This window comes from Halogranum roseipondis (assembly GCF_059695585.1).
In genome coordinates, this window is sequence record NZ_JBUEED010000007.1 from 129,929 (window position 1) to 155,893 (window position 25,965).

Consider the following 25,965-nt stretch of genomic DNA (forward strand, 5'->3'; position numbering starts at 1 on the left):
GAGCGTGACATAGCCGGTGGCAAGGACGGATGATGCCGATTACGGACTCTTCGACGGCGGCAACGAGGTGTACGCCGCCTACAACTCGGATACGTTCTCGGTTGAGTTCGAGGCCGATTACGAGACTGGGGACCTGACGATCACTGTCGAGGAGGAAGACTGCCAGTCGGAACTCGAGAACGTCTAGCCAGCGTCGTCAGTACTTTTTGAGCGCCGGCGATGGGTGCCGGCGCATTACGTAGTGACGCGGTGTGCAGTCGCGTGCGTCGGCAGAGAGAGGTGAAAACCGATGCACATGGTCATTTACACCCTGGTAGAGGCATCGACACACGACGACGCGTTAGCCACCGGAAAGACGGTGTTCGACCGACTGGTGGGTGCGGGCCCGCACGCCGGCGCCGTCTTTGACTACTACGTGACGTTCGACGAGGAGGACACGACGGTCGCAGGCAAAGCGCGGTGGGGTGATCTCCCGACCACGGCACCAGTTGACTCAGACGACGGCCAAGACCTGCTCGACCGAGGGTGGGAAGCGACGAAAGAAGAGTTCGAGCGTAATCTCGAACGGGCGAAGGAAGCCATCGACGAACTCTCCGACAAGGAAATCATGCGCGATGAGGATCTCGCTCGGCACGCGTTCCACCAAGTCGGCGCGTACGACGGGCCGTCGGTATTCCTGTACGACCAGCACGCGAGCGGCATCCGGCATCGCGAGCAACTGGATCGACTCCTCGAAGCGAGTGAGGACCTCTGGATCGTCCCCGCCGACGTCCACTTCTAACAGATACCCCGGCTTTCTAACTGGCGACGTGAAGAGAGACAGTCAAAACATCTCGTTTTATTCTACAGACCACCAGAGGTTACGATGGCTTGTGTACCCCTCCCGCTGCCGAGTTGATGCTCTCTGGAAGGGTGGGGTGAATGTGCATCGTGTTCGCGACATCCTCGGCAGTCGCCCCCAGTTCAATCGCGAGCACGAGTTCGTGGACGATCTCTGCACCCTGCTCCCCAACAACGTGCGCACCGAGGAGTTCGTCGGTCTCTGCGTCAGTCACGAGTTTCACGAACCCATCCGTCTCACCGAGTGCCTTCGGTTTTCCCTGTGTGGCGAAGTCCTGTCGACCGACACCAACTTCGTACCCCTCGTCGCGAGCCTCCTGTTCGGTCAACCCAACGTGACCTACCTGCGGGTCGGTGAACACCGCCCACGGGACGGCCCGACCCTCGGTGCTCACCTCCTCGTCTTTCGCGAGATGACGGTACAGGAGGTCCGCGTCGTCTCGCGCCGAGTGGGTGAACATCGGCGGCCCACTCACGTCGCCGATTGCGTAGACGCCGTCAGCGGTCGTCGCGAAGCTATCGTCAGTCTCGACGAACCCCTGTTCAGTGGTCTCCACGCCTGCCGCATCGAGACCAATCTCGTTCGTGTTCGGGGTTCGGCCAACGGCCAGGAGGACGTCTGTGGTCGTCACTTCGAGCGTTCCGCCCGGACCATCTGCCTCGACACTGATTGCGTCACCTGCCGATTCGAGTGCCGCAACGGACGTGTCTGTGTGCACGTCGATATCCTCATCAGCGAAGACGTCCTCGATGACCGCACTGACGTCCGGCTCCTCTCGGGGGAGCAGTCGCTCAGGACGCTGGATGACCGTGACGTCGGCTCCGAACCGACTGTACATCTGGGCGTACTCACAGCCAACGTATCCACCGCCAACGACGACCAGCGAGTCGGGGACGGAATCGAGAAAGAGCATATCCGTACTGTCGAGCGTTTCCACCTCGTCGAGGCCGTCGATCGGTGGCTTCGACGGGCGCGCACCAGTGTTGATGACGATTCGCTCGGCAGTGATCGTCCGGTCGCCGACGCGGAGTTTGTCCTCGGACTCGAAGACGCCGTGCTCTTCGATGAGTGTGAGATTGTCGTTATCCTCGACGTTCTCGTAGGAACCTTCGCGGATACTCTCGACGACGGTGTCCTTGCGGTCGACGATTGCCTCCATGTCGGTACTGACGTCGCCGTCGATGTCGATACCGAACTCCCCGCTTCGCCGGATGAGGTTCGCGACTTCTGCGCTCCGGATCATCGTCTTCGTCGGGATACACCCCCGGTTGAGACAGGTCCCTCCGAGCAGGTCCTGCTCGACGAGTGCTGTGTCCATGCCGGAGTACGCACATTTCATCGCGACCGGGAGACCAGCCATCCCGCCTCCCAGAACGATGAGGTCGTATTCGTCGGTCATCGAGTGGCCACCTCCTCCTGAACCTCCGAAATAGCGGCTTTCACGTTCCCAAGACAACAGCCGCCAACCGGACTCTTCCACCGACACGCACACTCTTCTGCCTGAACGCGTTCGGTGATCCACTCGTCTATCGTGGTTTCCCCATTCGCCTGGATATCCTCTCGGAGGTGCTGTTTGGTGTAGCCGAAGCAGTAACAGAGGGGGTACGGGTCCGCGTCTGCCGCGAGCTTAAAATTCGGAGGCTCGCGGATGACGTCGACCTCGAACCGCTGGTCGATCTCGTCCGCGAAGTAGACGACAGGACAGTCCTGTGTCTTGCAGATACGGTATTGTATGTCGTCTTCGACGTCCTGATTGCCGAACGGTTCAACCATGTTCCGAACCGTCTCGGTCTTGATCTGTCGCGCATCGTTCCCACACTCGGGACACGGAGCAGTTGGAGCAGGCATACTATCTCACTACCCAATAGTACAATGACCATCGGAATAAGCGTAGTGGCGCCAGTATTCTAGTCAGGCGAGTAGAGTATCGCGTCCCCTCGAACGAGAGAGCAGAGAGGGGCGATTGTTAGAGAGACTGCACCTGGACGTAGTAGTAGAGCATGTAGAGGCCAGCACCGATCAGCAGTACAGCGCTCGCCCGCTCGATGTATGGGACGAGCGACTGGATACGTCGAGCCGTCTCGTCTTTCGCAACCGCGACAAGACCAGTCATAGCGATGAACAGCCCGATCATGCCGCCTGCGTAGCCAGCTAGGACTGTGACTGCCCCAGCAATCCCGCCGGTCGAGAGCGCGGTCAGGGTGATTCCAAAGAACACTGGGGCGGTGCATCCGAGTGCAGCTCCGGCGAACAGCAGGCCAAAGACGAAGAACTGCTTCGGTGATGCCTCACCCCACTCTGGAAGCTGGACCGACTGCGAGAGGAAGCTTGCCCGATTCACGAGCATCAGTACCCCCAACCCGAGGACGATGACACCGACGATCGGAATGAGCACTGGAATTACTCGCGTCAGCACGTCGCCGAGTACGCCAGCGATGGCTGCGGTGACCGCGAAGACGCTCAACATCCCGAGACTGGCGAGGCCGCCGAACAGAACGCCACGGCGGAGACTCGTTGCTACAGAATGCCCACCGTCTGCTCCGATGCCCGGTTCAACTGTGCCGTCGGTGATCGACGTGGACTCAGCAGAGAGATAGTACGAGAGGTAAGCGGGCAACATCGGCAGTGCGCAGGGTGAGAAGAACGACGCCACGCCACCAGAGAGGCCCCATGCGAAGAGACTCCAGCTAACGCTCCCAATGGCGAGTGGAACGGCAGGCGAGAAGAATTCACTCGTCATGTGTCACAGGAGTTTCTTGAATTCGCGCTCGTACGTGCTCGCGGGTGTGACATTCGAGTCCTTGTAGGTGGACACACCGTTCTGGTCGATGATGTAGGTCGTGTCCAGCGAGGTCAACCGATAGCTCTGGATGAGTTCCTTCGTTCCCATCGCATGCGTCCACTCACCCCCATACTTTTCTTTGAATTGCTGGAGGTCTTGCATGCTGTCTCGGTCGGGGTCCATGTCAATCGAAATCAATTGAACATCGTCGCCGAACGTCTCGAGAACCTGTTTCAGATTGTGTTCTTCCTGCTTGCAGGAGGTGCACCACGCTGCCATGAAGAATAGCGCCGTCGGTTTCTCGACAGGGTGTAGCGAAACCTCGTTTCCGGCGGTCGTCTGTAACGTAAAGTCTGGGAGTTTCTGTCCGACCTTCAACCCTGTTTTCGCGTCTGTGTCACCGGAACCTCCCGTTGAAGTCCCTTCGTTATTGTTTGATGTACTGGAAGGTTGGCCCTGGGAAGCCTCTCCCCCGAGACAGCCAGCGAATCCTGTTACTGTGACGCCACCAAGTGTCGTGAGTAGAGTTCGTCGATTCATGGTTCAATAGTCGTTGATGTATTGCTTTATTATGGTTCGTGTAAGCGCCTGAAGAGCAGTGTTATTCGACGCAGCAGCTCATCGTCGAGGTGTCCCGCCGGAACGCCTGACAGGCGTGTTTGAACGCTTCCGAGAACGTCGGGAACGGGTGGATGGTGTCGATGATGTCGTCGACGGTGAGGCCGAACTTCACCGCGAGCGTCGCTTCCATGATCATGTCCGCAGCCCGCGGCGCGACCATGTGGACGCCGACGATCTCGTCGGTCTCGTGGTGTTTGACCACCTGGAGCAGCCCTCGCGTGTCCTCGACGGCTCGTGCTTTCGGCACGTCCGCCATCTGGACCGTCCGGCACGAACAGGTACCGTACTCGTCCATGTACTCATGCTCGGTGATCCCGACGCTGGCGACTTCGGGGCTGGTAAAGACGACCGCAGGGACGGCGTTGTAGTCGATAGTTTTCCCTTCATCGCCAAAGGCGTTCTTCACTGCATGGTTGCCTTCCTTCGCGGCGACCGTCTCCAGTTCGGGCTCGCCGATGACGTCCCCGGCGGCGTACACGTCGGGATTCGTCGTACGGAAGTGTTCGTCGACGACGACTGCCCTACGGTCGTCGGTGTCAACACCGATTGTGTCGAGTCCGATATTCTCGCTGTTTGGTTGCACGCCGGTCGCCACGAACAGTTCGGCAGCGTCGAAAGTTCGCGGCTCGCCGTCGACGACCGTCTCGACGCTGATGCCGGTTTCCTGCGTCGCGAGGCCGCCATCCGTTGCCACTGACGTAATTTGCTGGAAGTCGTTGCCAGTGACGACGGTGATCCCTTCCTCGCGGAAGCATCGCTGCATCTCGCGACCGAGTTGACCGTCCATCCCCGATAACACGCGCTCGGAGCGCTGGAGGATCGTCACGTCGACGCCGACGCGGTGGAGAATTTGTCCCCATTCGAGTGCAATGTATCCACCACCGAGGATGACGATGCTCTCGGGGAGTTCGTGGCGGCTCAAGATGGTCTCGCTTGTCTCGTACTCGACATCTTCGAGTCCGTCGATGGGCGCGGCCCACGGTGAACTCCCGGTTGCGATGAGGGCCTTCTCGCCGGTGATGCGTGTCCCCTCGTCTGGCCCGTCGACCACCTCGATGGTCGTCGAATCGACGAATCTCCCGTACCCTTCGTAGATGTCGGTTCCGAAGTGCTCGGCGACGTCGACGTAGTTCTCCTGGCGAAGCTGACCAACGAGTCGATCTTTCTCATCGAGCGCAGCCGACCAATCGATGGTGGGTTCATCACTGCTGTACCGAACAGCGTCGAACGGGTTGTTCGGTGGCTCGTACGCGGTCTCCGAGACGGCGAGGAGGTGCTTGCTCGGGACGCACCCGACGTTGACGCACGTTCCACCGAGCGGGAGTCCAGTGTTGACCATGGCGGTCGAGAGGCCACGGCTGCTGGCTTCGGTAATCGCAGCGAACGCCGCTGCGCCGCCACCGAGAACCACGAGATCGTAGTGTGTCTCAGCACTCATTCTAATGGTCATTAGAGTATTGTGGTTATTAAGATTCTGGCTTCGAATCGATGATAGCCACACCAGGGTGACAGAATCATCCGAAACGTCTATTACTCGATGTTCCAGTATATATTGTAATGAGTATCCAGCTCCTTCAGTCGACCGCCGACGTAAACGAAGCGCGAGCCAACATCTTCGGGGCGTTGAGCGACCCGACCCGCCTCCGGATCTTCCAGACGCTCCTCGAGGCGGATGAGCCGCTGAACGTGACTGAGCTGTGCGAACGGACCGACCGGAAGACAAATCTCGTCTCTCACCACCTCCAGTGTCTGAAGAACTGCCAGCTCGTCGACGCCGAACGCGACGGGCGAAAGAAGTACTACACCGTGAGCCGCCCCGAAGCCGCAAAGATGGTCGCGCTCGCCGACGACTGCATTCGGCAGAACATCGAGAGCGTCCTCGGCTGTGAAATCGTCACGGACACCGACTCCGACACCGATTCCGATGCCTGACGAGCGTGACGCCGAGTCACTTCTTCCGTACGCAGGACTCGGTGGTATTGCAGTCTGCTGTCTCGGAATCGAACTCTTGGGGGGTGCCGTGATCGTCTCAGGGCTCGCAGCGACGGTCGGACTCTCGACAGGGGCGACGTATCTCGGTGTCGTGGGTGTCGGCGGGCTCACCATGGCGCTACTCGCACTTGGCTACCATCAGTTCGGAGGAACCTCCAATGTCTGAATCGGCGGACGCGAATCGGTGGGGGATACTTGGAGTAGCGGGCGTCCTCAGTTTCTGTTGTGCCGGTACCGCTACCCTCGTCGGTGGGGTTGCGGTCACGGGAGGAAGCCTCGCAGGAGCGACCGTCGTGAATGGAACAATCGGTAGAGTCGAAGGGTTGCTCGTGACGATGGTAGTAACTGCACTTCCGCTGGTAGCGATTGGGGTCGTACTCCACTACCGCTTATCCCACCAATGAAAACCGGACGTACTCGTCTCTCACGATTGGCCAGTATATCTGTAGCCGCAGGAGGGACCCTGACGATGGTTCCAACAGTGGCCGCACACGAGGGAACTGTTCACGCAGGAACGCCACACTGGGTGCTGCTGGCGGTTGTCCTCGCTGGACTCGGTATCATCACCGGAAGCCTCCACTTCGACCGAACGATTTGGTCCGCCCGCCCGTATCGAACGCTCTCCAGCGTTCTCCTCGGTCTCGTCGTCACACTCGTCGGAGTCATCGGGCTCACGCAGATTCAGATCGAACCGATTAGTACCGCTTCTGTCGGTCGGACGTGGTTCCCGATCCTCTCTGGACTGGCAGGCTTTGGGATACTGACCGCAACGCTCGTCTTCGGGGTGTCTCGGTGGGTCGATCGCCCCCAGTATTCCGTTCTCGGGGTGTTATTGGGACTATGGGTGCTGTACCCAACCCTCCTACCAGGAGCGGGGCTGGCCCATCCACTGGGCTATCTCATTACGCTCGCCGTCCCACTGACCGTCGGGTACATCTTGTGGAACGGCGTGTGGCCCGCTCTCACGGGAGACGTTGGTGCCCTCGCTCGACGGGTCAGTCTTCTCGTCGCCTCTCTGGTGACGGTCTTTCTCCTCTTCTCTGCGGGCCTGTTCACGGTCAACCCCGATGAGGGGGTAAATGCACCGACGACGGCGTTCGTCACCGTAGCGGAGTTCGCAGATCCGTTAGTCGTCTGGCCAGCCGTCGAATTCTACCTCCCGTCGATCCCACTCGCCGGGGCGATGTCGATCGGGACAGCACTTCTCATCGGATTGCTCGTCGGCCTCGTGGCTGTAAACACCGCGCTCGTGACGAGCGTCTGGCAGCGCAATCTCTCCGTCAACTCCACCGGTGGAGTCCTCGGGTCGGTCGCGACGACTGGAGCGACTGCCTGCTGTTGCTGTGGCCCTGCCGCATATGCACTTACGAGTTCGGTTCTGGGACTGACAGCAAGCCCGCTGTACTGGGCATTTGTCGACCCGACGTCGCCGGTCGGGTCACTCTTCTTCGTCGGGGCGGTCGCCCTCCTAACGCGGAACGCTCTTGAGCTCTCGAGCGCACTGGTATCCGTCGAACCACCGCGATCACCCTTAGAATGCAGTGAGTGGTTACCTAGTCCGTCTACAAATGAATGACTGTACTTTTCTTACGGTTGTTCCGATCGATTCATCCCGCCGTTCTGTTCACACATTTGTTCCATCATCTGGGACATCTGCTGCATCGTGTCGGAGGGGCCCATACCCATATGCAGATTCTGTCCGAACGGGTCACCGGGCCAGCTCACCACGGGCGCGGTCACGACGACGTCCGTCGGCTTGATTGTGAGTCGCCCTGCCTGTTTCGCTGCCATCAGTTGGTCGACTGATTTGAGGATTTCTGGCTCTGCGTCCTCTTTCCACGTAACGACGTGTGGATGTCGGAGTGGTGTGTACGTCTCTTCACCGGGGACTGAATCGAGGATGTCGATCTGATAGCCGAACGGCCCGCCGCCCCATGGGTCCACGTCACTCTGGTCGATCCCGTTTTTGAAAACGTAGATGTCAGCCAGCTCGTCGGCATTGACGATCTCCGTCAACCGGGGGACGTGCAACGTCGGGTAGTTCACCATCTTCGTCAACCGTTCTGCCATCTTCTCGCTCGACGCGCTCGTGTGAATGAACCATACCTTGTCGCAGTTGTGATACCCGTCGATGACCGGAAGATCGATGGCGGGAATCCGTTCGAACATTTGGGCGTCGGTATCAGTGGTCTGTTCGTCTGCCGCCTCGCTGTGCTGTTGTGACTGTGGTGATTGCATCTGTTGAGAGTCGGGAGCAGCGTATCCTGTGAGGCCGAAGAGGCCCGTTATGCCGAATGCTTGCATTACGGAACGTCGATCGACGCCGGTAGAATCTCGCTCTGGCATGATTGTTTGCTGTATGTATTAACGGTGGTACTTGGGACGGCGTGTCGTTCCGGTGACCTTCACAGGTCACCCGACGGTCGTTCCAATCACGTCATGACCGACCATCCACTCAGGAGGTTCGGCAAGAAGCGACTTAGTCGTTTTGATGATTTTTGTATCGGTATCATAGTATTCGTAGTGGTGTAATATTGTGCCGTACGTTACTCCGCGGTCGTTAGCGACTGTCGGTCGACGGTGTAGCCGAGTTCGACAATGACAGTTTCCAGGTCGTCAGCGGCCGTCACGTGCGGATTGAACGTGACCGAGACGCGTTTAGTCTCCGAATCAGCGTCCACGTCACGGACGCCATCGTGGTCCCGTAATGCCTCGGTGAGCCGATCCTCGCAACCTCCGCAGTTCAGGTCGACGGCGAACGTGACAGTTTCACGGCCCCGCGTCTCGTCGACTCTCTCGGATGCGGATTCCGCGTCGGCTGGGTCGGACATCACGCCGTCCGTGTCCGCCTCTGTATCGACAGTTTCTGATCCCTCATCACGGCCTTCGGTCTCCTGTGTTTCGACGCTGAAGTCCGTCTTGATGCCCTCGCCGGAGAGTAGCTGTCCAGCGAAGCTGTTCGCGAGCACCAGCGATACCGACGAAATCATCGCGAGCATCGCGAACACCGGGTGAACGAGGCCCGTCGTCGCCGCTGTGACGCCGATACCGTTGAAGCTGAACGCTGCGATCAGGTTCTGACGCGTCTTCGAATAGCTCGTCTGTGCGATCTCGTAGGCGTCCATTACGCCGCCGAGGCGGTCACCCATCAGCACGACGTCCGCTGACTCGATGGCGATGTCGGTGCCCGCGCCGATGGCGATCCCGATATCCGCCTGCGTGAGCGCGGGCGCGTCGTTGATGCCGTCGCCGACCATCGCCACCCGTTCGTCTGCCTTCTGGAGGCGACGTATCTCGTCTCGCTTGTCGTCGGGGAGGACGTTCGCCATCACTCGCTCGATGCCGACCTCGTCGGCGACGGTCTGAGCGGTGCGTTCGTTGTCGCCCGTGATCATCACCGGGTCAATGCCCGCATTCAGAATGCGGTTGACAGTCTCGACGGCGTCAGATTTGATCTCGTCACCGATACCGACGAGGCCGACTAGCTCCCCGTTCACAACCACACCGATAGTGGTCAGTCCGTCTGCTTGCAACGCGTCGATCGCATCCTGGCCGGCAGTCACATCGACATCTTCGGCTTCGAGCCAGCCCGGTTTGCCGACTAATACGTCATCACCATCGATAGTTGCGCGAACGCCCTTGCCGGTGATGCTGTCGAACTTCTCTGGGTCGGGGAACCTGACATCCTGTGCGTCGGCGTAGTCGAGAACGGCGTCCGCCAGTGGGTGTTCGCTGAACGCCTCCGCGCTTGCAGCCGTCCGAAGGACATCGACTTCAGCATGGTCGCCAACGCCGACGATTTGCGCGACGGCAGGTTCGCCTCTCGTAATAGTCCCGGTTTTGTCGAGGACGATGGTGTCGACATCACGATAGACCTGGAAGGCGTCGCCACTGCGCATCAGAATACCGCGTCTGGCAGCTTCCCCACCGCCACGGATGAGCGCCAACGGCGTCGCCATCCCGAGCGCACACGGATACCCGAGGACGAGCACCGCGAGCGCCGCGAACGCTGCTGTTTCGAACTGTGGTCCCGTCCCGAGAATCGTCCCGGGAACGACGGTTGGGACGACCGTCCAGAAGAGGAACGATGCAACCGCAATCGAGAGCACGCCGGGGACGAAGTACTTCAGAATCCGGTCGGCCAACTGGATGATCCCCGGCTTCATCGCTCGCGCCTCCTCGATCTGTCGGGCGACTTGGTTCAGGAACGCGTCGTCGCCGACAGCGGTCACCTCGATAAGCAGCGTACCTGTTTCGTTGACGCTGCCGCCGATCACCTCGTCGCCGGGCTGTTTGTCGACCGGTGCTGATTCCCCGGTTGCGACTGATTCGTCGACGGCTGACTCGCCCTCAAGGACCGTCCCATCGATGGGGACGTTCTCGCCCGGTTTGACGCGCACGCGGTCGCCGACCGCGAGGTCGTCGACAGCGACGTCCTCTATCTCTCCGTCCTCAGTGACGCGACGGGCCGTGTCGGGTTGGAGGTCCATGAGATCGTTGACCGCCCGCGAAGCCCGAGTACGGACGATGAGACTCGTGTACTCGGAGAGGATATGGTAGGTAGTGATGAACGTCGAGACGGCGAAGAAGTGGACCACCGGGAAGCCGGAGCCGGTGAACACGAACCAGCCGAGAAAGCCACCGGCGAGCCCGGCGAATGCGCCAGCTTCGAGCAGGACGTGCTGGTTGAAGATACCCCTGCGGAGACTTTGCCAGGCCTTCTCCTTGATGTAGCGCCCCGGACCGAACATCGTCACGAGCGCAAGTGCCAGCGACCCGTACCACATCCAACGGGCGTCGGTCTCCGCGAAGATGTTCCAACCGTTGCGGGCGATCATCACAGCCATCAGCCCGAAGGTGAGAATCGACGCGATGCCACTGATCCAGAGGTGACGGCGTCCCTCGTCGAGTTCCGCCTGTTGCTGTTCGAAGCGCTTCTCCTTGTCGGGGTCACGGATGGTGTACCCGAGGTCCCGGATGACGTCTTTCACTTCGGCCTCCGAGAGCACCTCGTCGTCGTACTCGACGAGGAGCTCCTCATGGGCGAGACTCACGTCGACGCCTTCGACGCCCTCAGTCCGGCTATACGCCTTATTGATGGTCTCAGCGCAGAACGAACAGCTCATCCCGCCGATGTTGTACTGCACGTGTTTGTTCGCCATTGAGTCGATGTACGCACGGCTCACCCTTACCTATTACGACTAGAGTTGTATCGATACTATTCTAATCGAACCGATTTAGATTCCGTCCCGACAATATTATCCTTCTAGCACCTCTAGGATGGGGTAATGGCGCTCCTCGAGGAGGACGTTCGAATCAAGAACGTCATCACAACCGACCCCACGAAAGCGAAAGCCCTCGAAAATGACGTCCGAGCGAAGATCCTCGATATGCTCACCGATCGCGAGATGACGATCGAGGAGATACACGCGGAGCTTGAACGTCGCCACGAGGAGAAGGCCGAAACGACCGTCCGTCACCACGTGAAGGTCTTGAAAGACGCTGGTATGGTCGAACTCGCTCGGCTCGAGGAAGCCGGCGGTGGCACGCGCAAATACTACAAATCGAACACACGCATCTTCTCCTACGACCTCCCTGGCGATGCTGAAACCACGTTGGCCGGTGCGTCTGCACTGGTGAACACCGAACTCGCGACGCTCATCGAACAACTGATAGCGGAGCACGGTAACGAGATCGAGGCCGTCGCCAAAGAGATGAAACCCTGCGAATATTGTAGTACGCAACACTACGAGGAGTTCATCATTCGGGAACTCATCAACCAGGCCCTCATCGATCTCGGCGAGGAGGGAGACCTCACAGAATTACTTTCCTAATCTCGTCTCAGCCATGAGTTCGAATGCTACGAGAGCTCCAATAGAAATTGTATCGCTATCATAACTCTCGAAAGGGTTAACCATCGCCGGAGGCTATGCATCCCTATGAATCAGTACACACTGCGGGTAGACGGGATGAGTTGCACCGGCTGTGAAGAGCGTGTCGCGAACGCCGTCAAGCAGATCGAGGACATTCACCGAGTCGAAGCCGACCATGAAAGCGGCACAGTCGACGTTACTGCTCCTGCTGAGACAGAGAAGACAGTCCGGCAAGCAATTCACAACGCTGGGTACGACCTGCCCGCCTGAGTGAAACAGGTATACTGCCAACCATTTTCTCCTCACCCGTTAAGTAAATTCTCCAAGGAGAGTTCTATCTGTTTCGACGCAGAGGCATCGCCTGCGACCGATCCATCCCGTTTCGGGAGTTGCCCCTTGACGAAGAGCAAATCAGACTCGCCAGTTCGTTGGCCGAATCCGCCAGTAAACTTCGTTCCATCACGCTGTTTTCGAGTAGCGTCACTTGCACGGGAGGCGACACGAGTTCGAGTAGTCGATTCGCTCGCCATGTGATACTTGAATAGCTACTCAACTAATTTAGTCCGGTCGGCCTTCAACTGGATGATCATAAAGCGGCTATATCGGCACCTATTCACGTTCTCCCCAGCTGTTACCGAAAGCTCTAATTGAATCATTTCTCAAGTAATCTCCAATGGCACAAGCCACAGATCGATTACGACGCTATCTCGAAGACGAACTCGGGGAGTGTCGAAGCGAGGACATCGACCAACGGCTCAACGAACTCGGAACATTGGAAGCTGCGCTCGGCCCCGCGCAGGTTGATGCCGAACTTGACGTCCTCTCAGCACTCGCCAACGAGACACGCTATACGCTCGTTCGTGTTCTCGTCGCTGCCGAGGAGGAACTCTGCGTCTGTGAGTTGAATGCGGTCGTCGATGTGAGCGAGAGCGGACTCAGCCATGCGCTCTCGGCGCTCGTTGACGCAGGACTCGTCTCCGGGCGGAAGGACGGTCGCTGGAAGAAGTACCGGGCAACCAACCGCGCAGTCGCCCTTGTCACCGTCCTCGAAGGAAGCGTGAGCGATGAGTAACGTCGACGCTCACGAGCACGGGCCGAACTGCGACTGTGAGAGCTGTGGGGATCCCCGGTCGATGGACTTCCTCGACAAGTATCTCACCGTCTGGATCTTCGGCGCGATGGCCATCGGCGTGGGGCTTGGCTACGTCGCCCCGTCGGTCACCGAGCCGATTCAGAACCTCCATCTCGTGGGAATCGGCCTCATACTGATGATGTACCCCCCGCTGGCGAAGGCAGACTATTCCCAGCTCCGAACCGTATTCAGCAACTGGCGGGTGCTCGGATTGAGTCTCGTCCAGAACTGGCTCATCGGCCCGACCCTGATGTTCGCGCTGGCGGTCATCTTCTTCAGCGGGCTCGTTCCTGGCCTGCCGGCCCGACCCGAGTTCTTCCTCGGACTCGTGTTCATCGGAATGGCACGGTGTATCGCAATGGTCCTCGTCTGGAACGAACTCGCCGAGGGCTCGACCGAATACGTAACTGGGCTGGTCGCGTTCAACAGCCTGTTCCAAATCCTCACCTACGGCGTGTACGTCTGGTTCTTCGCGCTGTTCCTGCCGCCGCTCCTCGGGATGGAGACGCTCGTTGCCGGGATTACGACCTTCGATATCACCCCGATGCAGGTGTTCGAGGCGATCGTCGTCTTCCTCGGTATTCCCTTCGCGGCGGGCTTTCTCACCCGCTACGTCGGAACGCGGACCAAGGGCGAAGAATGGTATGAGGAGGCGTTCATCCCGAAAATCGACCCCCTGACGCTGGTCGCACTGCTGTTCACCATCATTGTGATGTTCGCCACGCAGGGCGAGAATATCATGGCTGCGCCCGCAGATGTCCTGTTGATCGCCGTGCCGCTGACGATCTACTTCGTCGTGATGTTCCTCGTGAGCTTCGGCATGGGCAAGGGCATCGGTGCAGACTACTCGACGACAACCGCGATCGGATTCACGGCTGCCTCGAATAATTTCGAGTTGGCGATCGCCGTCGCCGTGGCGGTGTTCGGTGTGGGCTCCGGCGTTGCCTTCGCGACCGTCATTGGGCCGCTCATCGAAGTCCCGGTCTTACTTGCGCTGGTCAACGTCGCCCTCTACTTCCAGCGGAAACTCGATTGGGGCGGCTCTGAGATTGGCCGCCGGAACTCGTCTACGTCCGAACCGACTACTGACGACTAATCACCACCCACCCAATGTCCACCACTACTGACACCACTGACCCGGTTCGTATCGCCTTCATGTGCGTCCAGAATGCTGGCCGCTCGCAGATGTCCACCGCGTTCGCAGAGCGCGAGCGCGACCGCCGTGGTCTTACCGAGCAGGTCGAAATCCTGACCGGTGGGACGCATCCAGCAGAGCACGTCCACGAGGAAGTGATCAAGGTAATGGACGAGGTCGAGTTTGATCTCTCTGATCGAACGCCTCGGGAGATCACGATCGACGAACTCCAGTCGTGTGATTACGTCGCGACGATGGGTTGTTCGACGCTTGACGTCGGGGAAGTCGGGAGTGACGTCGATGTGCGCGACTGGGCGCTTGAGGATCCAGACGGACAATCTCTCGATCGAGTCAGAGACATTCGCGATGAGATCGAACAGCGGGTTATCGCGCTGTTCGAGGAATTCGATACGTCCGACTGAGGTCCCGGCAGCCACGAAAGACATCTAGTTCTGCCACATAGAGGCGTTTTTCCTATCCCCTGAGGAATGCGGCGTGCTCGAACAAAGATCCCACGATCAGAACTATGGGGTGACCGATTGCTCACCCTCGCTTCGATCGTTAGCGGCCTCGTACTTACTGACACGAGCGGGAGGGAAGACAGTCGCGTAAGTGAGTTCCAGCTCGATACCAGAGGGGGACTATGCGGTCTCGGCCTCGAGTCGGTCGACCAGTCCGTCGCGGAACATCTGTCGCGTTCCATCGGGACCAGTGATTGTCAACACGGTCTCCTCGTACGGCGGTGTGACCGTGATCTCGTACTCGGCGAATGCACAGCACTGCAATTCCGACGCGGTAAACTGTGCAACCGCGGGAAGCGACTCGTCGGTTCCATCGAACCGAATGGCCAGTCCATCTTCCGTTTCCATATACCCGACGTAGTGGGAAATGAGACGCGAGTGGACTTTTGCACTCCGTTCTCGCTCCTGTTCTTCAGTGAGCGTACATGCAACCTCTCGTGACGAGTCGTTTTGACTCATGATACACAATTACTTTGAATACGGCAGTGTTTATACTGTCAAGTCCGAAGTATTGCACCAAATTCGGCGAATGAAAGCTATGGCAGAAACACCAGACTCGTCACCTGACGTCCCAGAGATACAGAACACAGAGACTACCTGCTACTGCCCTTTGGGCGGCGTGATGGATCTGCTCAGTCGGCGGTACGCGATGCAAGTGATCTGCGTTGTCGGCGCGATCGGGCCTGCGAGATACGGCGAGATCGAGGAGACCTTCGGCGAGGTGAGCAGTTCGACGCTGTCGACTCGTCTTGATGACCTCGTTGAAGCGGGCTTTCTCGCCCGCGAACAGTACGCGGAGATCCCACCCCGCGTCGAGTACGAACTCACCGAGAAAGGTGACGAACTTCGCGAGCGACTTGACCCACTCCTCGAATGGGCAGAGGCCCAGAATGACTGCATCTAGCGCTCACCGCGAGCGGCGAAGCCACGCATTCTAATCGACAGCGTCGCAGCGATCCGCTCGCCCCGTATGAAGTTCTATGTGACTTCGAGCGGCGTTACCGACACCGACGAACGTACTGTTCGTCGTCGATCGATACCGACGGGAGAAACGCACACGAGCAGACATCCCGCCATATCCGTCTATTACGTGCCCAACGGAATCGGGGATGGGGCGTCCGGCAAGAGCCATCCCGGAACAACTCGGGTCAGGATGACCATCCCGGTCAGTTCGACGAGCGTCTGCGTCACGACGACCGCCGGCGCGAGCGCATACCCCGACGGTAACGCCAGTGCCAGCGGAAGGATAACCAGCGAGTTCCGCGTCACGGACGTGAATACGAGCGCACGGCTCTCACCGACGTCCATTCCGAGCAGTCCAGCAGCGAGTCGACCGAGCAGCGGCATGATAACGAGGAATGCCACGTACACCGGAACGACAGCCGCGATTTGCCCGATCGAATCCTGGACGCGTGGCAGCTGGGAGGCAATAACCACGAACAGCGTCACCCCCATCATCGGCACCGGCAACCAGCCCATCGTCTCCTGCCACGCTTCACCACGGTCCGATCGATCTGCCCAGAGTTCGGTCGCCCAGGCGAGCGCCAACGGCAGCGCGATAATGACGACGAAAGCCTCGATGAACGGACCAGCTTCAATGAACTCGGCCACCTGCTGGCCCATGAACAGCCAGAGGTACAGCGGGAGCAACAGCAACTGAACGAGCATCAGTGCCGGCGTTGCGGCAGTGATCTGCTCGGCATCCCCGTCCGCGAGGTCTGTGAACGTGATGACGTAGTCGATACACGGCGTCAGCAACACCATGAACGCCCCGACGAGGAGTACCGGCTCCTGCGGGAGAAATCGGGTGAGTCCGAACACGACAACCGGGACAACCACGAAGTTCATCCCGAGCGCAGCCGCCATGAACCGGCCGTTCCGGAACGCCCGCCGAATCCGAACGAATGGGATCTCCAGAAACGTCACGTACAATAGCACCGCGAGGACGGGATTGATAAGCGGTTCCAGAATGGAACTCGCGCCCGGCAGTCCAAGACCGATCCCGATCGCGAGGAGGACGGCGACGGCGTACACTCCGACCTGGTTGTGCTGAATCCACTGTTTCGAGAGTCGTGTCATAAGATAGTCACTGTCGTTATTGAATTGTGGTTTCGAGGGAGATCAGTAGTCCAAGAACCACCAAGGTGGGTGCGCCAACGTAGCGAACCAGTCGTTGACCGTCTGGGTCACTGTCGGGATATCGAGCAGCGGCGCTTGGGTGAAGCACGAACAGCAGTCCGGCACCGCCGAAGAACCACCCAAGCTCACTCATTATAGCTAATTTGGGACGACAGGTGTAAGTTCGCATTGATAGTTCTCTCGTGGCTGTCAATGCTCGATCCTCCCAGAAGGAGGACTAGTTGCTTTCCGAAATGAGGTCCATAACGGGAAGACACTGACAATTTGCCACGACCGATCAGGTGTACCGTCGGTGCCAACCATCAGCTATTGCCGAGGGCGATCGTGGTGTTCGAGAGCCTCTCGAATCTCGGCGAGCGTGCCGTTCGTGGTGTGCTCATCGATCCACTGCTGATGATTCTGGTCTCGTCGGGCCTTCTCGAGGATATGTTCAGCGACTTTGGCTACTGCGAACCGCTCTTTCGCCCGCTGTGAGGAGTTGCAGATCGGGCAATCATCTTCGACGGCAGTAGTCATGCGTAGTGTTCCTCCAGATAGTCGACGATATCGTCGCTTTCGTACATCGTGGCGCCACGCTGATGGTCAACCAAGAACGGAATCTGATCCTGTCCACCTAGCGTTCGGAGTTCGTCGTGAGTCTGTTCGTTTCGCGTCTCACCCGCAGCGGTTCGCGGGTTGTGAATGACGTATGAGACACCGAACTCGGTCAACGCTTCACGGACTTTTTTCGAGTAGCCACAGCCCTCTGCTTGGTAGAGTTCGAGCATGGATACAGGGAATTAGGCTTCTGCCGGGAGTCGGTCATCGATCGTCTCGACGATGAGTTCCAAATCAAGGTCAGCCCCGTGTACCTCTTTGTCCCAGATGGTCTCGCCATCGGCGGTCACGACGAAGACGCCACCGTGGCCAGGGGTGAGGGTGACCCCGTCCAGATCCTGGCCGAATTCGTTCAGAAGCCGCGTCTGGGTTTCAATCGCGGGCTCGAGCAATCCACACGGCACGCAGTATTCGATTTCGATTGCGGTCATACCTGCTGTGTTGAATAGACAGACGGCGTCGGGATAGACCGTCAAATCAGTAAGGATGAAGCCGAGGAGGTCGGGTATGGTGGAAGTCGATCTCCTCGACTTCGTTGAGTGGTTCAAGCGTCTAGCCAAACAAGCCTTGGGAAAGCACGCGGGCGAGCCCGCCACCGGCGGGTTCGCCCGCTGGAAGCACGTCGTTATTCACGGGTTTCGGCTCGAAGAGGAGCACAGCTTCCGAGAAACCGCAAATCGGCTGAAGTACATGGGTGACATACGGGACGTCCTTGAGTTGAACAGGAGCGACGTCCCAGATTACACGACGCTGAACAAGTCGTTCGATCGGTTCAAGATGTGGGTGTGGCGGGCGTTGCTGCGCGTTTCAGCGCAGCAACACCCGCAGTCTGGATTCGCCGCTCTCGACAGCACGTTTTTTGATCGAGGCCACGCCTCTGCGCATTATCTCGATCGGTCGAACCAGACGGTTGAGACGATGAAAGTGACGACATTGACCGATACAGCGTCACTCGCTGTTCTTGACGTGCAGTGCCACGCGCAGTGGCCACATGATACGAAATCAGGGCCGCAGGTCGTCCGCCGGAACGCGGACGACCTGCATACAGTCGCTGCTGATAACGGCTTCCAGGATTGGCACTCTGAATACGAGTTCTACAGCCTCAGCGTGGAACCGTTGATTCACTACCGTGGATCGTCTGCGAACGCGCTCAGCAACAACGCGCTCATTCGAGAGCGTGGCTACACCCAGCGTTGGATGGCTGAAACGTCGTATTCGTCCGTGAAGCGCTCGCTCGGCGATGCCGTGCGAGCGCAAACCTGGTATCGAGAGTTCCGTGAAATCGTCCTGATGTTCGCCATCATCAACATCGAACAACTCTGTGATCCGCTCTGATCCCTACGCCGTACCCCTATTCAACACAGCAGTCATACCTACTCTCTACTCGGAACGGAATCACCGTAAAGCTAAGACAAGGGTTCCCTGACCCAGTTAGCGCGAGCTAACCGAGTCTCGTCAGTCAGCGGTCGTGACCGATTCACCACTCGTCGACACTGTGTGGCGATCCAGCGCCCAGCCGAGCACGCCACCGTAGACGAGGTGCAGGACAAGCGTGGCAACCGCGATTCTCGGCGTGATCGCCGTGCCAAACAGGCCCCACCCGAGAAACGGCAGGAATGCGACCTGCATCAGGATCCAGAGACCGACACCGAGCGCGAGGCCCTTTCCAATCGTCACGGGGCGCGCAACTCGTGCGAGGACTGCGCCGAATGCACCACCATATCCGAGATGGAGTCCCACGGCGAGCGCCATCACCATGGGTTTCGGGAGACCGCTGCCGAAAAGCTGTGCAACCATTGCTTTTGGAATCGGCTGGGGCATCGGCGACTTCCCCGAAACTACTGCGAGGAGCATGAGAATTGACATCGCAATCGTCGCGATTACACCGTAGCCGAACCCCGCTCGGAGCCTATGTTGTGTCACACTCGAAGCAACTGTGAGCGACCAAATAAGGCTAAGACAAGGTCGGACTGACGGAGTCAACGACCCATACTACGTGAGGGTGACCTAACCGCGTAGTCGATCAGCAGGGCGCCAGACGGCGTCCACCTCAGTCTGCAGGACGAGTAGTGCAAGCGCTCCGACCAATACGCTGAGGTTCTTCCAGTCTGGTCCCACGTACAATATGGCGACGAACATCACCGGAATGAGTGACACAGCCGCAAGGCGCTCACCGACGCCAACCAATAGCAGGAGAACTGCCCCGACCTCGATGATGCCTGCAATGATGACCATCAACTGAGGGGCGGGCATCCCAATTGCATCGAAGAAGGTAACTGAATTCTCGTGGGTGACGAACTTGCTCAGTGCTGGTTTCGCGACGAGTGCGACAAGAACGAGACGAAGACCAATGTGAACCCACTCCGGTATCGCCTGCCGCAGTGCCTGAATACGATCGACAGCGGCGTCTTCCATACTGAGAGGTGTCCAAGAATCCGGATAAGCGTAAGCGAAGCTGGTGCTGAGGGAGTACTGGTTGCTAACTAGCTATGGATTCCCCACCAACTCAGGAATAGCAACTTAGTAGCGTCATAATAATAGGTCCACATTCACTATCGCGAGTAACGAATGAGTAGAGCAATCGAAGACGAAGAGTGCGTTGCGTCGTGGTGTGCTGACGACGACTGGTGTACGGTGACGTGTACAGCCCATCTCATCGGGAAGAAATGGCATCCCGTCATCGTCCACCGACTGCTCGATCACGGCCCGCTCGGGTTCAATGCGCTCAAAGACGAGATCGAGTCGATCTCCAGTACCGTGCTCTCGAACAGCCTTGAGAATTTGGAAGACAATGGTCTCGTGAATCGAGCGATCGTGAGCGAGAAACCGTTCCGGGTGGAGTACTCCCTGACCGAACAGGGTGCCTCGCTCGAACCCGTGATCAAAGCGATGGACGCCTGGGGCGAGGAGTACCTCCAAGAGACGTCGTGTAGCTGATTTCGGTCTCATTGTGCTGAGTGCGGTGTAAGTCTGCACTCGACGATTCAGGCGACCGCAGAGAGGTTTTTCGCCCCCTGAGGGGTGCGGGGGTGCTCGAACGAGCAACCCGCGAACAGACCTATGAGTGGATTTACCGACTCACACTCGCACGAACAGCCACGCGCCTCGGCTGACGCCGACATCGTCTACGTCGGCTACCGTCGTCGAGGCCGCGCCATCGTCGAGAAACATCCTGACCAGGAACAGCTCACACTCGATCGGAGTCTCGAGTTGGCGAATCACAGTCCCTCGGGTTTCGAATGGGGATATGGTGGGAGCGGCCCGGCCCAACTCGCGCTCGCGCTCCTGCTCGATCACACCGACGATGAGGAGGTGGCACTGGCGGAGTACATGTCCTTCAAGACCGAGGTGGTGAGCCAGCTGGAGTGTACAGAACCAGACGGCTGCTGGCGACTCACCGGACGAGAGATCGATACAGCCCTTCGTGAGACAGTCGGCGAACCAGTCGCACCGTCCGTCAACTAACGTTCACAGAGAGCAATCTATGTCAGAACCCACCCAGCAGTCCCGTACGAACGTAGAATCGACCGAGAAGAGTGCGCGACAGACGCCTACTGAATACGTCGAGCGAAGCGATGTCGGCGTCTCACTCACCGTGAAGCTCACTCGCGGTACTGGCACCCGCGATCAGGACAAGGTCACAGCCAAAGTGAAGGCGAAAACGCTCGAGGAGGCCCGCGAGGACATGGAAACCCTCCGCGCGTACATCCACGACCTCGCCGAGGACGCTCGCCAGATCCAGCCAGGAGACCCACACGAAGAGTAATTCTTTTGGGTGTTGCACAGAATTGTGTAACCATAGGATGTACGAAGTATGCGGTGAAAAGGAACTCAAGGTCATCCTCGCGCTTGACCCAGGAGATTCCATCTCCGGCGTCGCGCGAAAGATCGACGAGAACCGCGAGACGATTCGGCGCGTCGTGAACCGCCTCGAAGAGGCGGGATACATCGCGTACGATGATGGCCTCCAGCTCGTCGATCAGACGCTCCGCGACGTCGGCCTCGATTTCCTGACGGCGGCAGCAACCACCTCGCCGCCATCGATTTCGGAGACGTACGTCCTTCCCCAGTTCGCCGGCATGAGCTACGCGTTCACCGCCATCGATGCAGTCTATGTCTGGACTCGCGGTGGCTACCAAGTCGCTCGCGACCCGGCGGACTATCCGCTGTTCATCGCCGTCCACGAGTCCGACCTCGACGCCTGGACGGCGTTCTTCGACCGATTCGGAATCCCGACTGCGGAAGAGCGCCAGTCCGCTGACGACCTCGATGGCGCCATTCAGGTTGTTCTGGAGCCACGGTCACAGATCGATGCCGAGATGGTCGATGGACGGCCCGTCATCCCGCTCCAGGAAACCGTGGCGTTCGCAAACGAGTACTACGCGACCTTCGAGTCGGCACTCGATATGCTCGGCCGGATGTACGACGACGTCGACACGGACGCAGCCTACCGGATGGAGCCAGCCTGAACATGAGTCAAGAAGACCGAAGCGAGGCGCTCATCGAAGTCCTCGAAGAACTAGAGCAGTCAGACATCGGGTTCGTCCTCGTTGGAGGCTACGCAATTAGTCAGTTCGAGACGCGGTTCTCGACCGACCTCGACCTCGTCATCGCCCCAGACGACTACGATGAAGTCGTTGCCTTTCTCGAAGCACGCGGCTTCGAGCGACAGGCCGATCTCGAAGTTCCCCCAGAAGAGACGATCTATAATCGGGAAATCGAACTCTTCGAGCGCACTGAGGGGCTTCCTCACCCGGTCGGCGTAGACATCCTGGTGAATGGCCTCGGCTGCCGACAGACCGAAGCAGAGTGGTCGTTCGACTATCTGCGCACGCACAGTTCCCCGACGACGATTTCAGGCGGCACTCGGTCGACGACAGCACGAGCAGCCGACGGAGAAGTACTCGTCGCGGCCAAGCTCCATAGTGGTCGAAAAACGGATCTCGCTGATGTCCTCGCTGCCATTCCGTCGATCGACCTCGACATGGTCGAGACGCACCTGCATCGCGGCGATGCTGATGCTCTTCGGGAACAGCTCAGTGAGGCACAAGCGTTCATCGAGGAGGGCGGGCTCGATCACCGGTTCAAGAGCATGTTCGGTCAATCCTCAGCCTCGGCAGATGATATCGAGACGCTTCTCGAGTTCCTCAAGCGGCAACAGGAGTGAGATAGCGCTCACTGCAACAGCAACAGCGGCGGTATCTGTGAGTGGCCGTCGCCGAAGTTGAGCCCGACAGAGAGTGAGCAGGTGCTGTTTGTCGCCGCCTTGAGGGCGCGGAGGCGAACACCAGTGAGCGATTCGTCAGATCAATCTGTAGAATCGGGTGGCCTAACACCAGAGCAGCGTCTCGAACCACCGAACACGCGCCTCATCAACGCCGGTATCGTGACGATCAACGACATGGAAACGCTTCGAGCGTGTGTTGCCTACGAGAATGCGAACCGCGGACGGGTTCTGATACTCCGACGTCTCGAACGTCGGGCACAAGAGATCCGCTCACAAGAGGGGTGAGTCAGCTCGTAATCGCTGTTTTTCGGAGCCTCCAATGGGTGGAGGCTCAATCCAGATGAGCGACCGACCAGAGATCAACATCCAGCATCAGACCGCATTCAGAGACGATGGGCAGCTCGAAGTGAGCGAGCAGAGCGTCGAGACGTCTCTCGAGGATTTTGGTGCGGAGGTGGACCATCGTGAGCACGACTCCCGGATTGATTGCCCGCATGCGAGTGGATTCGGCGTCGATGACCGTCCAGAAGTGACGCAATCGTCTGCGAGTGATCAGTCGAATCTGTTCACGGAGACTGCAGAGGATCAACGAACACTCACCGGTGAACGAGCCGGAGGATGCTGTCTGTTCGAGAACGAGGACGAAGACAACCACTGAGAACGAGGTTCGTATCTGTCGTGGTGGGATTCAGTCGGAAATCGTTTTTCACCCCCGAAGGGGTGCGGGGGAATCAAATATGCCCCCAGAGGTGACCCAAATGAAAGACACCAACGAGACGACCACGTATCGAGTAACGATCACCCTCGATAGTGCCGAGCTCCCCGTCGATGAGCAAGCCCGCAACGCGCTTCTCAACGAATTCCATTCTCGAGTCGGCCATCTCGTCGAAGGGCTTCGTGGAATCGATGCTGGCCAAGCTGACATCGACGTCAGTACAGGCTACCGCTATGCGCAAGTTCCGGCGACGTGCCCGTTCTGTAGCGAACGGCTCGATCTCCAGAGCGTCCATCTCGATACAGAGAACGGTGCCCTGGCTAGTGCGGTGTGTTCGAGCGAGGAGTGTGACTGGAGTGGTGATGCAGTCTATCGAATTGTCGACCTCGAGGGCAGCGAAAGCGACGCGTTCGAGAGTAGCGTACTGACCGGGGACATCGCCCCGAACTACCTCCCGTACTGAAGTGAGATGACGGAAGACAATCCAACGTTCACCCGTATCGAGCCGAGTTGTCCTCGTGACGACTGCGAATCTCGGCTTGGAATTGGGAAACCGATCTACGCAGACGAACACACGGACATCGTCTATGCCGACGTGTGGTGTCTCAGCGACGAGTGTTCGTTCACTGCGTGTGCGCAGTTCGCGCTCGTCGACCTGCTCCACGAAGATTCAGGTTCGAAAACGAGTCTCGTCGAAGCGGGAGAGATTGAGCCGTTAGAAGCGGGATATCAGTTCTGAGCCGGCGACGTAGCAGACACTCACAATATCTTCTCTCCTAATTAACCAACGTAAATCGCACAATTGCCAGCGATGTTGGTTAACGACTAGCCGTCGGAAGCAGTTTTTCTCCCCCAAGAGGGGGCGCGGGGCGAGTTCCCGCGTTGATTCATCATGGCACTCACAGCGAGTACGACCAGCAACGCCGCCAGCGAAATTGCAGCTGCTCGACAGGCAGACCATGTCGCGTTTCTCCATCGGGTTCCATTTGCATGTGACGCGCTCCGACTCGGCTTTCTCACCGGATTTCGAGAGGACTGTTCCTACCAACAGCAGCAGTTCAACGCGTTAGAGTTACCCGTCGGGATGCTCGATAACGATTTTCGAAATCCAGACCTTGAGCGGTACGTCGAGCGCTTTTTCAAACACGAGCCTCAGGTCGGGGTGATTGGTGATGCCTACGGAGTCGAAGAGGTGGACCGATACGTTGCTGCTGCTCGCGAGATCCAAGGGAGCTACCCAGAATCGGATCTCGTCATCGTCCCCAAATGCCGTGCCGCGATTCATGCGGTTCCTGATGACCTCGTTCTCGGGTACTCCCGTGGATACGCTGACCGGCTCGCTCACGAGTTTTCAGAACCGCACGATTGGCGTGGTCATCGCGTCCATATACTCGGCGGAAGTCCGTCGAAACAGCTGGACGTGATCGAACAGCTTACCCGTCCTACGCTGACGGGAGACCCACCTGCAGATATCGTCGGCCTCGACTGGAATGGGCTTCACCGGGGCGCACAGTTCGGCGAGTTCTGGACGGCTAGTGGGTGGGACGACAGCGGTCGCGACGCCGAGCACATGACGATCCGGAAAACCGTCCGATGGAGTCTCGCGAAGGTTCGAGAATTCTGGCGGGCACGAGGCGTTTGGCCCGAATCGACAACGACGGAAGACGGCATCGAGTTCGAGTATCGCGGCCCGTCACCGACTGATATCGAGAGTGCAGCGTGTGCTGAGTGCGGCGCAAACGTTTGGACGACCAAACGAGGCCCCTTCGTAGCGGAGTACGATACGGGAGAGATCTGTGGGTACTGTAGCTACGACTGCTACTTCACGCATCGGCATCAGAATCAGCTCGAAGAGCTAGTCGGCGAACAAAGCGTCCACTTCCCGCCAGTCTGAGCGGCTAGCTGTTTTTTCGCCCCCGGAAGGGGTGAGGGCTCGAAAGAGAGCCTACAAGAGAGTGATTCTCCATGAGTCAACAGCACCATCCGAGTGACATCTCAATCGATCAGATTCCAATCGACCTCCCGAACACTCAAACAGCCAGTGTAGACCCAGCAGAGGTCCCCGACGAAATTCAGTCGGTTACCCGTGGGCTAGCGAGCGAGCAACCACCGACGAATCCGCTCGTCGTGCTGAAGGCCGCCCGCTGGTGGTATATCCACGGAAAGGGTGCCACCGATCCATCGTTCCAGTGGGCTATCGAGTGGGCGCGGCACCTCGCGACCGACGCACCGAGCGACGTCGAGCAGTTCGACGAATTTCTCGAATATCTCACCTCGCTCGGCTTCGCAGACGAGAAACAAGCCCTCCGCTAGATAGCGTTGTTTTTCGCGCCCCGAAGGGTGCGGCGCGGTCTGAATCGGCGCAGTTGCGGTAATTCGAGTCCAGAAAT

Annotated in this window: 35 protein-coding genes and 1 pseudogene; 22 read left to right on the forward strand and 14 right to left on the reverse strand. The window is 58.7% G+C overall.

Translation table 11 applies throughout. The features are described from left to right. Positions 1-70 precede the first annotated feature (70 nt). Positions 71-187, forward strand: a pseudogene (locus tag EOHIBHHM_RS22890) (DUF8025 family protein); the annotation flags it as partial. Between the two features lie 102 nt (positions 188-289). After that, complete coding sequence (locus EOHIBHHM_RS22895) at positions 290-781, forward strand: DUF7995 family protein (protein WP_497258740.1); 492 nt, start codon at positions 290-292, stop codon at positions 779-781. A gap of 79 nt (positions 782-860) precedes the next feature. On the opposite strand, the gene lpdA is transcribed toward EOHIBHHM_RS22895, so the two are convergent. From lpdA to merA, 5 genes are all read right to left on the reverse strand, one after another. Beyond that, complete coding sequence (lpdA, locus tag EOHIBHHM_RS22900; RefSeq protein ID WP_497258742.1) at positions 861-2,240, reverse strand: dihydrolipoyl dehydrogenase; 1,380 nt, start codon at positions 2,238-2,240, stop codon at positions 861-863. Continuing rightward, positions 2,237-2,689, reverse strand: coding sequence for a putative iron-sulfur cluster-binding metallochaperone (locus tag EOHIBHHM_RS22905; protein ID WP_497258744.1), 453 nt, complete (start codon positions 2,687-2,689; stop codon positions 2,237-2,239). Before EOHIBHHM_RS22905 ends, lpdA begins: the two co-directional genes overlap by 4 nt. 118 nt (positions 2,690-2,807) lie before the next feature. Beyond that, positions 2,808-3,581, reverse strand: coding sequence for a cytochrome c biogenesis CcdA family protein (locus EOHIBHHM_RS22910; RefSeq protein WP_497258746.1), 774 nt, complete (start codon positions 3,579-3,581; stop codon positions 2,808-2,810). 3 nt (positions 3,582-3,584) lie between these two features. After that, positions 3,585-4,163 (reverse strand): peroxiredoxin family protein, encoded by a 579-nt coding sequence (locus EOHIBHHM_RS22915; RefSeq protein ID WP_497258748.1) that lies wholly within the window; start codon positions 4,161-4,163, stop codon positions 3,585-3,587. A 61-nt stretch (positions 4,164-4,224) separates the two neighbouring features. Then, entirely contained in the window at positions 4,225-5,682 is a 1,458-nt protein-coding gene (merA, locus tag EOHIBHHM_RS22920; protein WP_497258750.1) for a mercury(II) reductase, read from the reverse strand. Positions 5,683-5,801: 119 nt separating this feature from the next. On the opposite strand from merA, the gene EOHIBHHM_RS22925 reads away from it, so the two are divergent. From EOHIBHHM_RS22925 to EOHIBHHM_RS22935, 3 genes are all read left to right on the forward strand, one after another. Next, positions 5,802-6,176: an ArsR/SmtB family transcription factor gene (locus EOHIBHHM_RS22925; protein ID WP_497258752.1), complete on the forward strand. Its 375-nt coding sequence runs from the start codon at positions 5,802-5,804 to the stop codon at positions 6,174-6,176. Beyond that, complete coding sequence (locus tag EOHIBHHM_RS22930; RefSeq protein WP_497258754.1) at positions 6,169-6,402, forward strand: hypothetical protein; 234 nt, start codon at positions 6,169-6,171, stop codon at positions 6,400-6,402. Before EOHIBHHM_RS22925 ends, EOHIBHHM_RS22930 begins: the two co-directional genes overlap by 8 nt. A gap of 303 nt (positions 6,403-6,705) precedes the next feature. Continuing rightward, positions 6,706-7,812, forward strand: coding sequence for a hypothetical protein (locus tag EOHIBHHM_RS22935; RefSeq protein WP_497258756.1), 1,107 nt, complete (start codon positions 6,706-6,708; stop codon positions 7,810-7,812). Positions 7,813-7,823: 11 nt separating this feature from the next. Here EOHIBHHM_RS22935 and EOHIBHHM_RS22940 read toward each other — a convergent pair whose 3' ends face one another. Together EOHIBHHM_RS22940 and EOHIBHHM_RS22945 are read right to left on the reverse strand one after the other, a co-directional pair. After that, on the reverse strand, positions 7,824-8,540 hold the full coding sequence (locus tag EOHIBHHM_RS22940) for a DUF7482 domain-containing protein (protein WP_497258758.1): 717 nt from the start codon (positions 8,538-8,540) through the stop codon (positions 7,824-7,826). Between the two features lie 242 nt (positions 8,541-8,782). Then, a complete protein-coding gene (locus EOHIBHHM_RS22945; RefSeq protein ID WP_497258760.1) occupies positions 8,783-11,398 on the reverse strand; it encodes a heavy metal translocating P-type ATPase in 2,616 nt (871 codons plus the stop codon). Between the two features lie 126 nt (positions 11,399-11,524). On the opposite strand from EOHIBHHM_RS22945, the gene EOHIBHHM_RS22950 reads away from it, so the two are divergent. The 5 genes from EOHIBHHM_RS22950 to EOHIBHHM_RS22970 all read left to right on the forward strand — a co-directional run bounded on the left by EOHIBHHM_RS22950 (position 11,525) and on the right by EOHIBHHM_RS22970 (position 14,798). Next, positions 11,525-12,070 (forward strand): ArsR/SmtB family transcription factor, encoded by a 546-nt coding sequence (locus tag EOHIBHHM_RS22950; protein ID WP_497258762.1) that lies wholly within the window; start codon positions 11,525-11,527, stop codon positions 12,068-12,070. Positions 12,071-12,175: 105 nt separating this feature from the next. Next, a complete protein-coding gene (locus tag EOHIBHHM_RS22955; protein WP_497258764.1) occupies positions 12,176-12,379 on the forward strand; it encodes a heavy-metal-associated domain-containing protein in 204 nt (67 codons plus the stop codon). Positions 12,380-12,782: 403 nt separating this feature from the next. Continuing rightward, positions 12,783-13,181, forward strand: coding sequence for an ArsR/SmtB family transcription factor (locus tag EOHIBHHM_RS22960; RefSeq protein WP_497258766.1), 399 nt, complete (start codon positions 12,783-12,785; stop codon positions 13,179-13,181). Further along, positions 13,174-14,337: an ACR3 family arsenite efflux transporter gene (gene arsB, locus EOHIBHHM_RS22965; RefSeq protein ID WP_497258768.1), complete on the forward strand. Its 1,164-nt coding sequence runs from the start codon at positions 13,174-13,176 to the stop codon at positions 14,335-14,337. The genes EOHIBHHM_RS22960 and arsB overlap by 8 nt, the downstream gene beginning before the upstream one ends. A 14-nt stretch (positions 14,338-14,351) precedes the next feature. Further along, entirely contained in the window at positions 14,352-14,798 is a 447-nt protein-coding gene (locus tag EOHIBHHM_RS22970; protein WP_497258770.1) for a low molecular weight phosphatase family protein, read from the forward strand. Between the two features lie 219 nt (positions 14,799-15,017). Here the strand turns inward: EOHIBHHM_RS22970 and EOHIBHHM_RS22975 are convergent, their stop codons facing one another. Beyond that, a complete protein-coding gene (locus tag EOHIBHHM_RS22975; RefSeq protein ID WP_497258772.1) occupies positions 15,018-15,245 on the reverse strand; it encodes a hypothetical protein in 228 nt (75 codons plus the stop codon). Between the two features lie 274 nt (positions 15,246-15,519). On the opposite strand from EOHIBHHM_RS22975, the gene EOHIBHHM_RS22980 reads away from it, so the two are divergent. Continuing rightward, positions 15,520-15,801, forward strand: coding sequence for a winged helix-turn-helix transcriptional regulator (locus tag EOHIBHHM_RS22980; RefSeq protein ID WP_497258774.1), 282 nt, complete (start codon positions 15,520-15,522; stop codon positions 15,799-15,801). Between the two features lie 182 nt (positions 15,802-15,983). Here the strand turns inward: EOHIBHHM_RS22980 and EOHIBHHM_RS22985 are convergent, their stop codons facing one another. The 4 genes from EOHIBHHM_RS22985 to EOHIBHHM_RS23000 all read right to left on the reverse strand — a co-directional run bounded on the left by EOHIBHHM_RS22985 (position 15,984) and on the right by EOHIBHHM_RS23000 (position 18,064). Beyond that, positions 15,984-16,976, reverse strand: coding sequence for an arsenic resistance protein (locus EOHIBHHM_RS22985; RefSeq protein WP_497258776.1), 993 nt, complete (start codon positions 16,974-16,976; stop codon positions 15,984-15,986). Between the two features lie 366 nt (positions 16,977-17,342). After that, positions 17,343-17,552, reverse strand: coding sequence for a hypothetical protein (locus EOHIBHHM_RS22990; protein WP_497258778.1), 210 nt, complete (start codon positions 17,550-17,552; stop codon positions 17,343-17,345). Beyond that, entirely contained in the window at positions 17,549-17,803 is a 255-nt protein-coding gene (locus EOHIBHHM_RS22995) for a glutathione S-transferase N-terminal domain-containing protein (RefSeq protein WP_497258780.1), read from the reverse strand. Before EOHIBHHM_RS22995 ends, EOHIBHHM_RS22990 begins: the two co-directional genes overlap by 4 nt. A gap of 12 nt (positions 17,804-17,815) precedes the next feature. Beyond that, positions 17,816-18,064, reverse strand: coding sequence for an Rdx family protein (locus EOHIBHHM_RS23000; RefSeq protein ID WP_497258782.1), 249 nt, complete (start codon positions 18,062-18,064; stop codon positions 17,816-17,818). Positions 18,065-18,143: 79 nt separating this feature from the next. Between EOHIBHHM_RS23000 and EOHIBHHM_RS23005 the strand changes: the two genes are divergently transcribed. Beyond that, on the forward strand, positions 18,144-18,968 hold the full coding sequence (locus EOHIBHHM_RS23005) for an IS5 family transposase (RefSeq protein WP_497256876.1): 825 nt from the start codon (positions 18,144-18,146) through the stop codon (positions 18,966-18,968). Positions 18,969-19,088: 120 nt separating this feature from the next. Here the strand turns inward: EOHIBHHM_RS23005 and EOHIBHHM_RS23010 are convergent, their stop codons facing one another. Together EOHIBHHM_RS23010 and EOHIBHHM_RS23015 are read right to left on the reverse strand one after the other, a co-directional pair. Next, a complete protein-coding gene (locus tag EOHIBHHM_RS23010; protein ID WP_497258784.1) occupies positions 19,089-19,556 on the reverse strand; it encodes a DUF6789 family protein in 468 nt (155 codons plus the stop codon). Positions 19,557-19,640: 84 nt separating this feature from the next. Further along, positions 19,641-20,048 carry a DoxX family protein gene (locus EOHIBHHM_RS23015; protein ID WP_497258786.1) on the reverse strand — a complete coding sequence of 136 codons (408 nt, stop codon included), beginning with the start codon at positions 20,046-20,048 and terminating at the stop codon, positions 19,641-19,643. A 153-nt stretch (positions 20,049-20,201) separates the two neighbouring features. Between EOHIBHHM_RS23015 and EOHIBHHM_RS23020 the strand changes: the two genes are divergently transcribed. The 10 genes from EOHIBHHM_RS23020 to EOHIBHHM_RS23065 all read left to right on the forward strand — a co-directional run bounded on the left by EOHIBHHM_RS23020 (position 20,202) and on the right by EOHIBHHM_RS23065 (position 25,888). Then, on the forward strand, positions 20,202-20,570 hold the full coding sequence (locus tag EOHIBHHM_RS23020; RefSeq protein WP_497258788.1) for a winged helix-turn-helix transcriptional regulator: 369 nt from the start codon (positions 20,202-20,204) through the stop codon (positions 20,568-20,570). Between the two features lie 123 nt (positions 20,571-20,693). Further along, positions 20,694-21,098, forward strand: coding sequence for a DUF6166 domain-containing protein (locus EOHIBHHM_RS23025; RefSeq protein ID WP_497258790.1), 405 nt, complete (start codon positions 20,694-20,696; stop codon positions 21,096-21,098). Positions 21,099-21,117: 19 nt separating this feature from the next. Continuing rightward, positions 21,118-21,399, forward strand: coding sequence for a DUF7389 domain-containing protein (locus EOHIBHHM_RS23030; protein ID WP_497258792.1), 282 nt, complete (start codon positions 21,118-21,120; stop codon positions 21,397-21,399). A 37-nt stretch (positions 21,400-21,436) separates the two neighbouring features. Next, positions 21,437-22,102: a helix-turn-helix domain-containing protein gene (locus EOHIBHHM_RS23035; RefSeq protein WP_497258794.1), complete on the forward strand. Its 666-nt coding sequence runs from the start codon at positions 21,437-21,439 to the stop codon at positions 22,100-22,102. A 2-nt stretch (positions 22,103-22,104) separates the two neighbouring features. Then, positions 22,105-22,800: a nucleotidyltransferase family protein gene (locus EOHIBHHM_RS23040; RefSeq protein WP_497258796.1), complete on the forward strand. Its 696-nt coding sequence runs from the start codon at positions 22,105-22,107 to the stop codon at positions 22,798-22,800. Positions 22,801-22,923: 123 nt separating this feature from the next. After that, positions 22,924-23,145 carry a DUF8129 domain-containing protein gene (locus EOHIBHHM_RS23045; RefSeq protein ID WP_497258798.1) on the forward strand — a complete coding sequence of 74 codons (222 nt, stop codon included), beginning with the start codon at positions 22,924-22,926 and terminating at the stop codon, positions 23,143-23,145. 55 nt (positions 23,146-23,200) lie between these two features. Beyond that, a complete protein-coding gene (locus EOHIBHHM_RS23050; protein ID WP_497258800.1) occupies positions 23,201-23,518 on the forward strand; it encodes a hypothetical protein in 318 nt (105 codons plus the stop codon). Between the two features lie 100 nt (positions 23,519-23,618). Beyond that, positions 23,619-24,038: a hypothetical protein gene (locus EOHIBHHM_RS23055; protein ID WP_497258802.1), complete on the forward strand. Its 420-nt coding sequence runs from the start codon at positions 23,619-23,621 to the stop codon at positions 24,036-24,038. A 429-nt stretch (positions 24,039-24,467) separates the two neighbouring features. Next, positions 24,468-25,469, forward strand: coding sequence for a DUF6610 family protein (locus tag EOHIBHHM_RS23060; RefSeq protein WP_497258804.1), 1,002 nt, complete (start codon positions 24,468-24,470; stop codon positions 25,467-25,469). 71 nt (positions 25,470-25,540) lie between these two features. Further along, on the forward strand, positions 25,541-25,888 hold the full coding sequence (locus EOHIBHHM_RS23065; RefSeq protein ID WP_497258806.1) for a DUF8013 domain-containing protein: 348 nt from the start codon (positions 25,541-25,543) through the stop codon (positions 25,886-25,888). Positions 25,889-25,965: the final 77 nt, after the last annotated feature.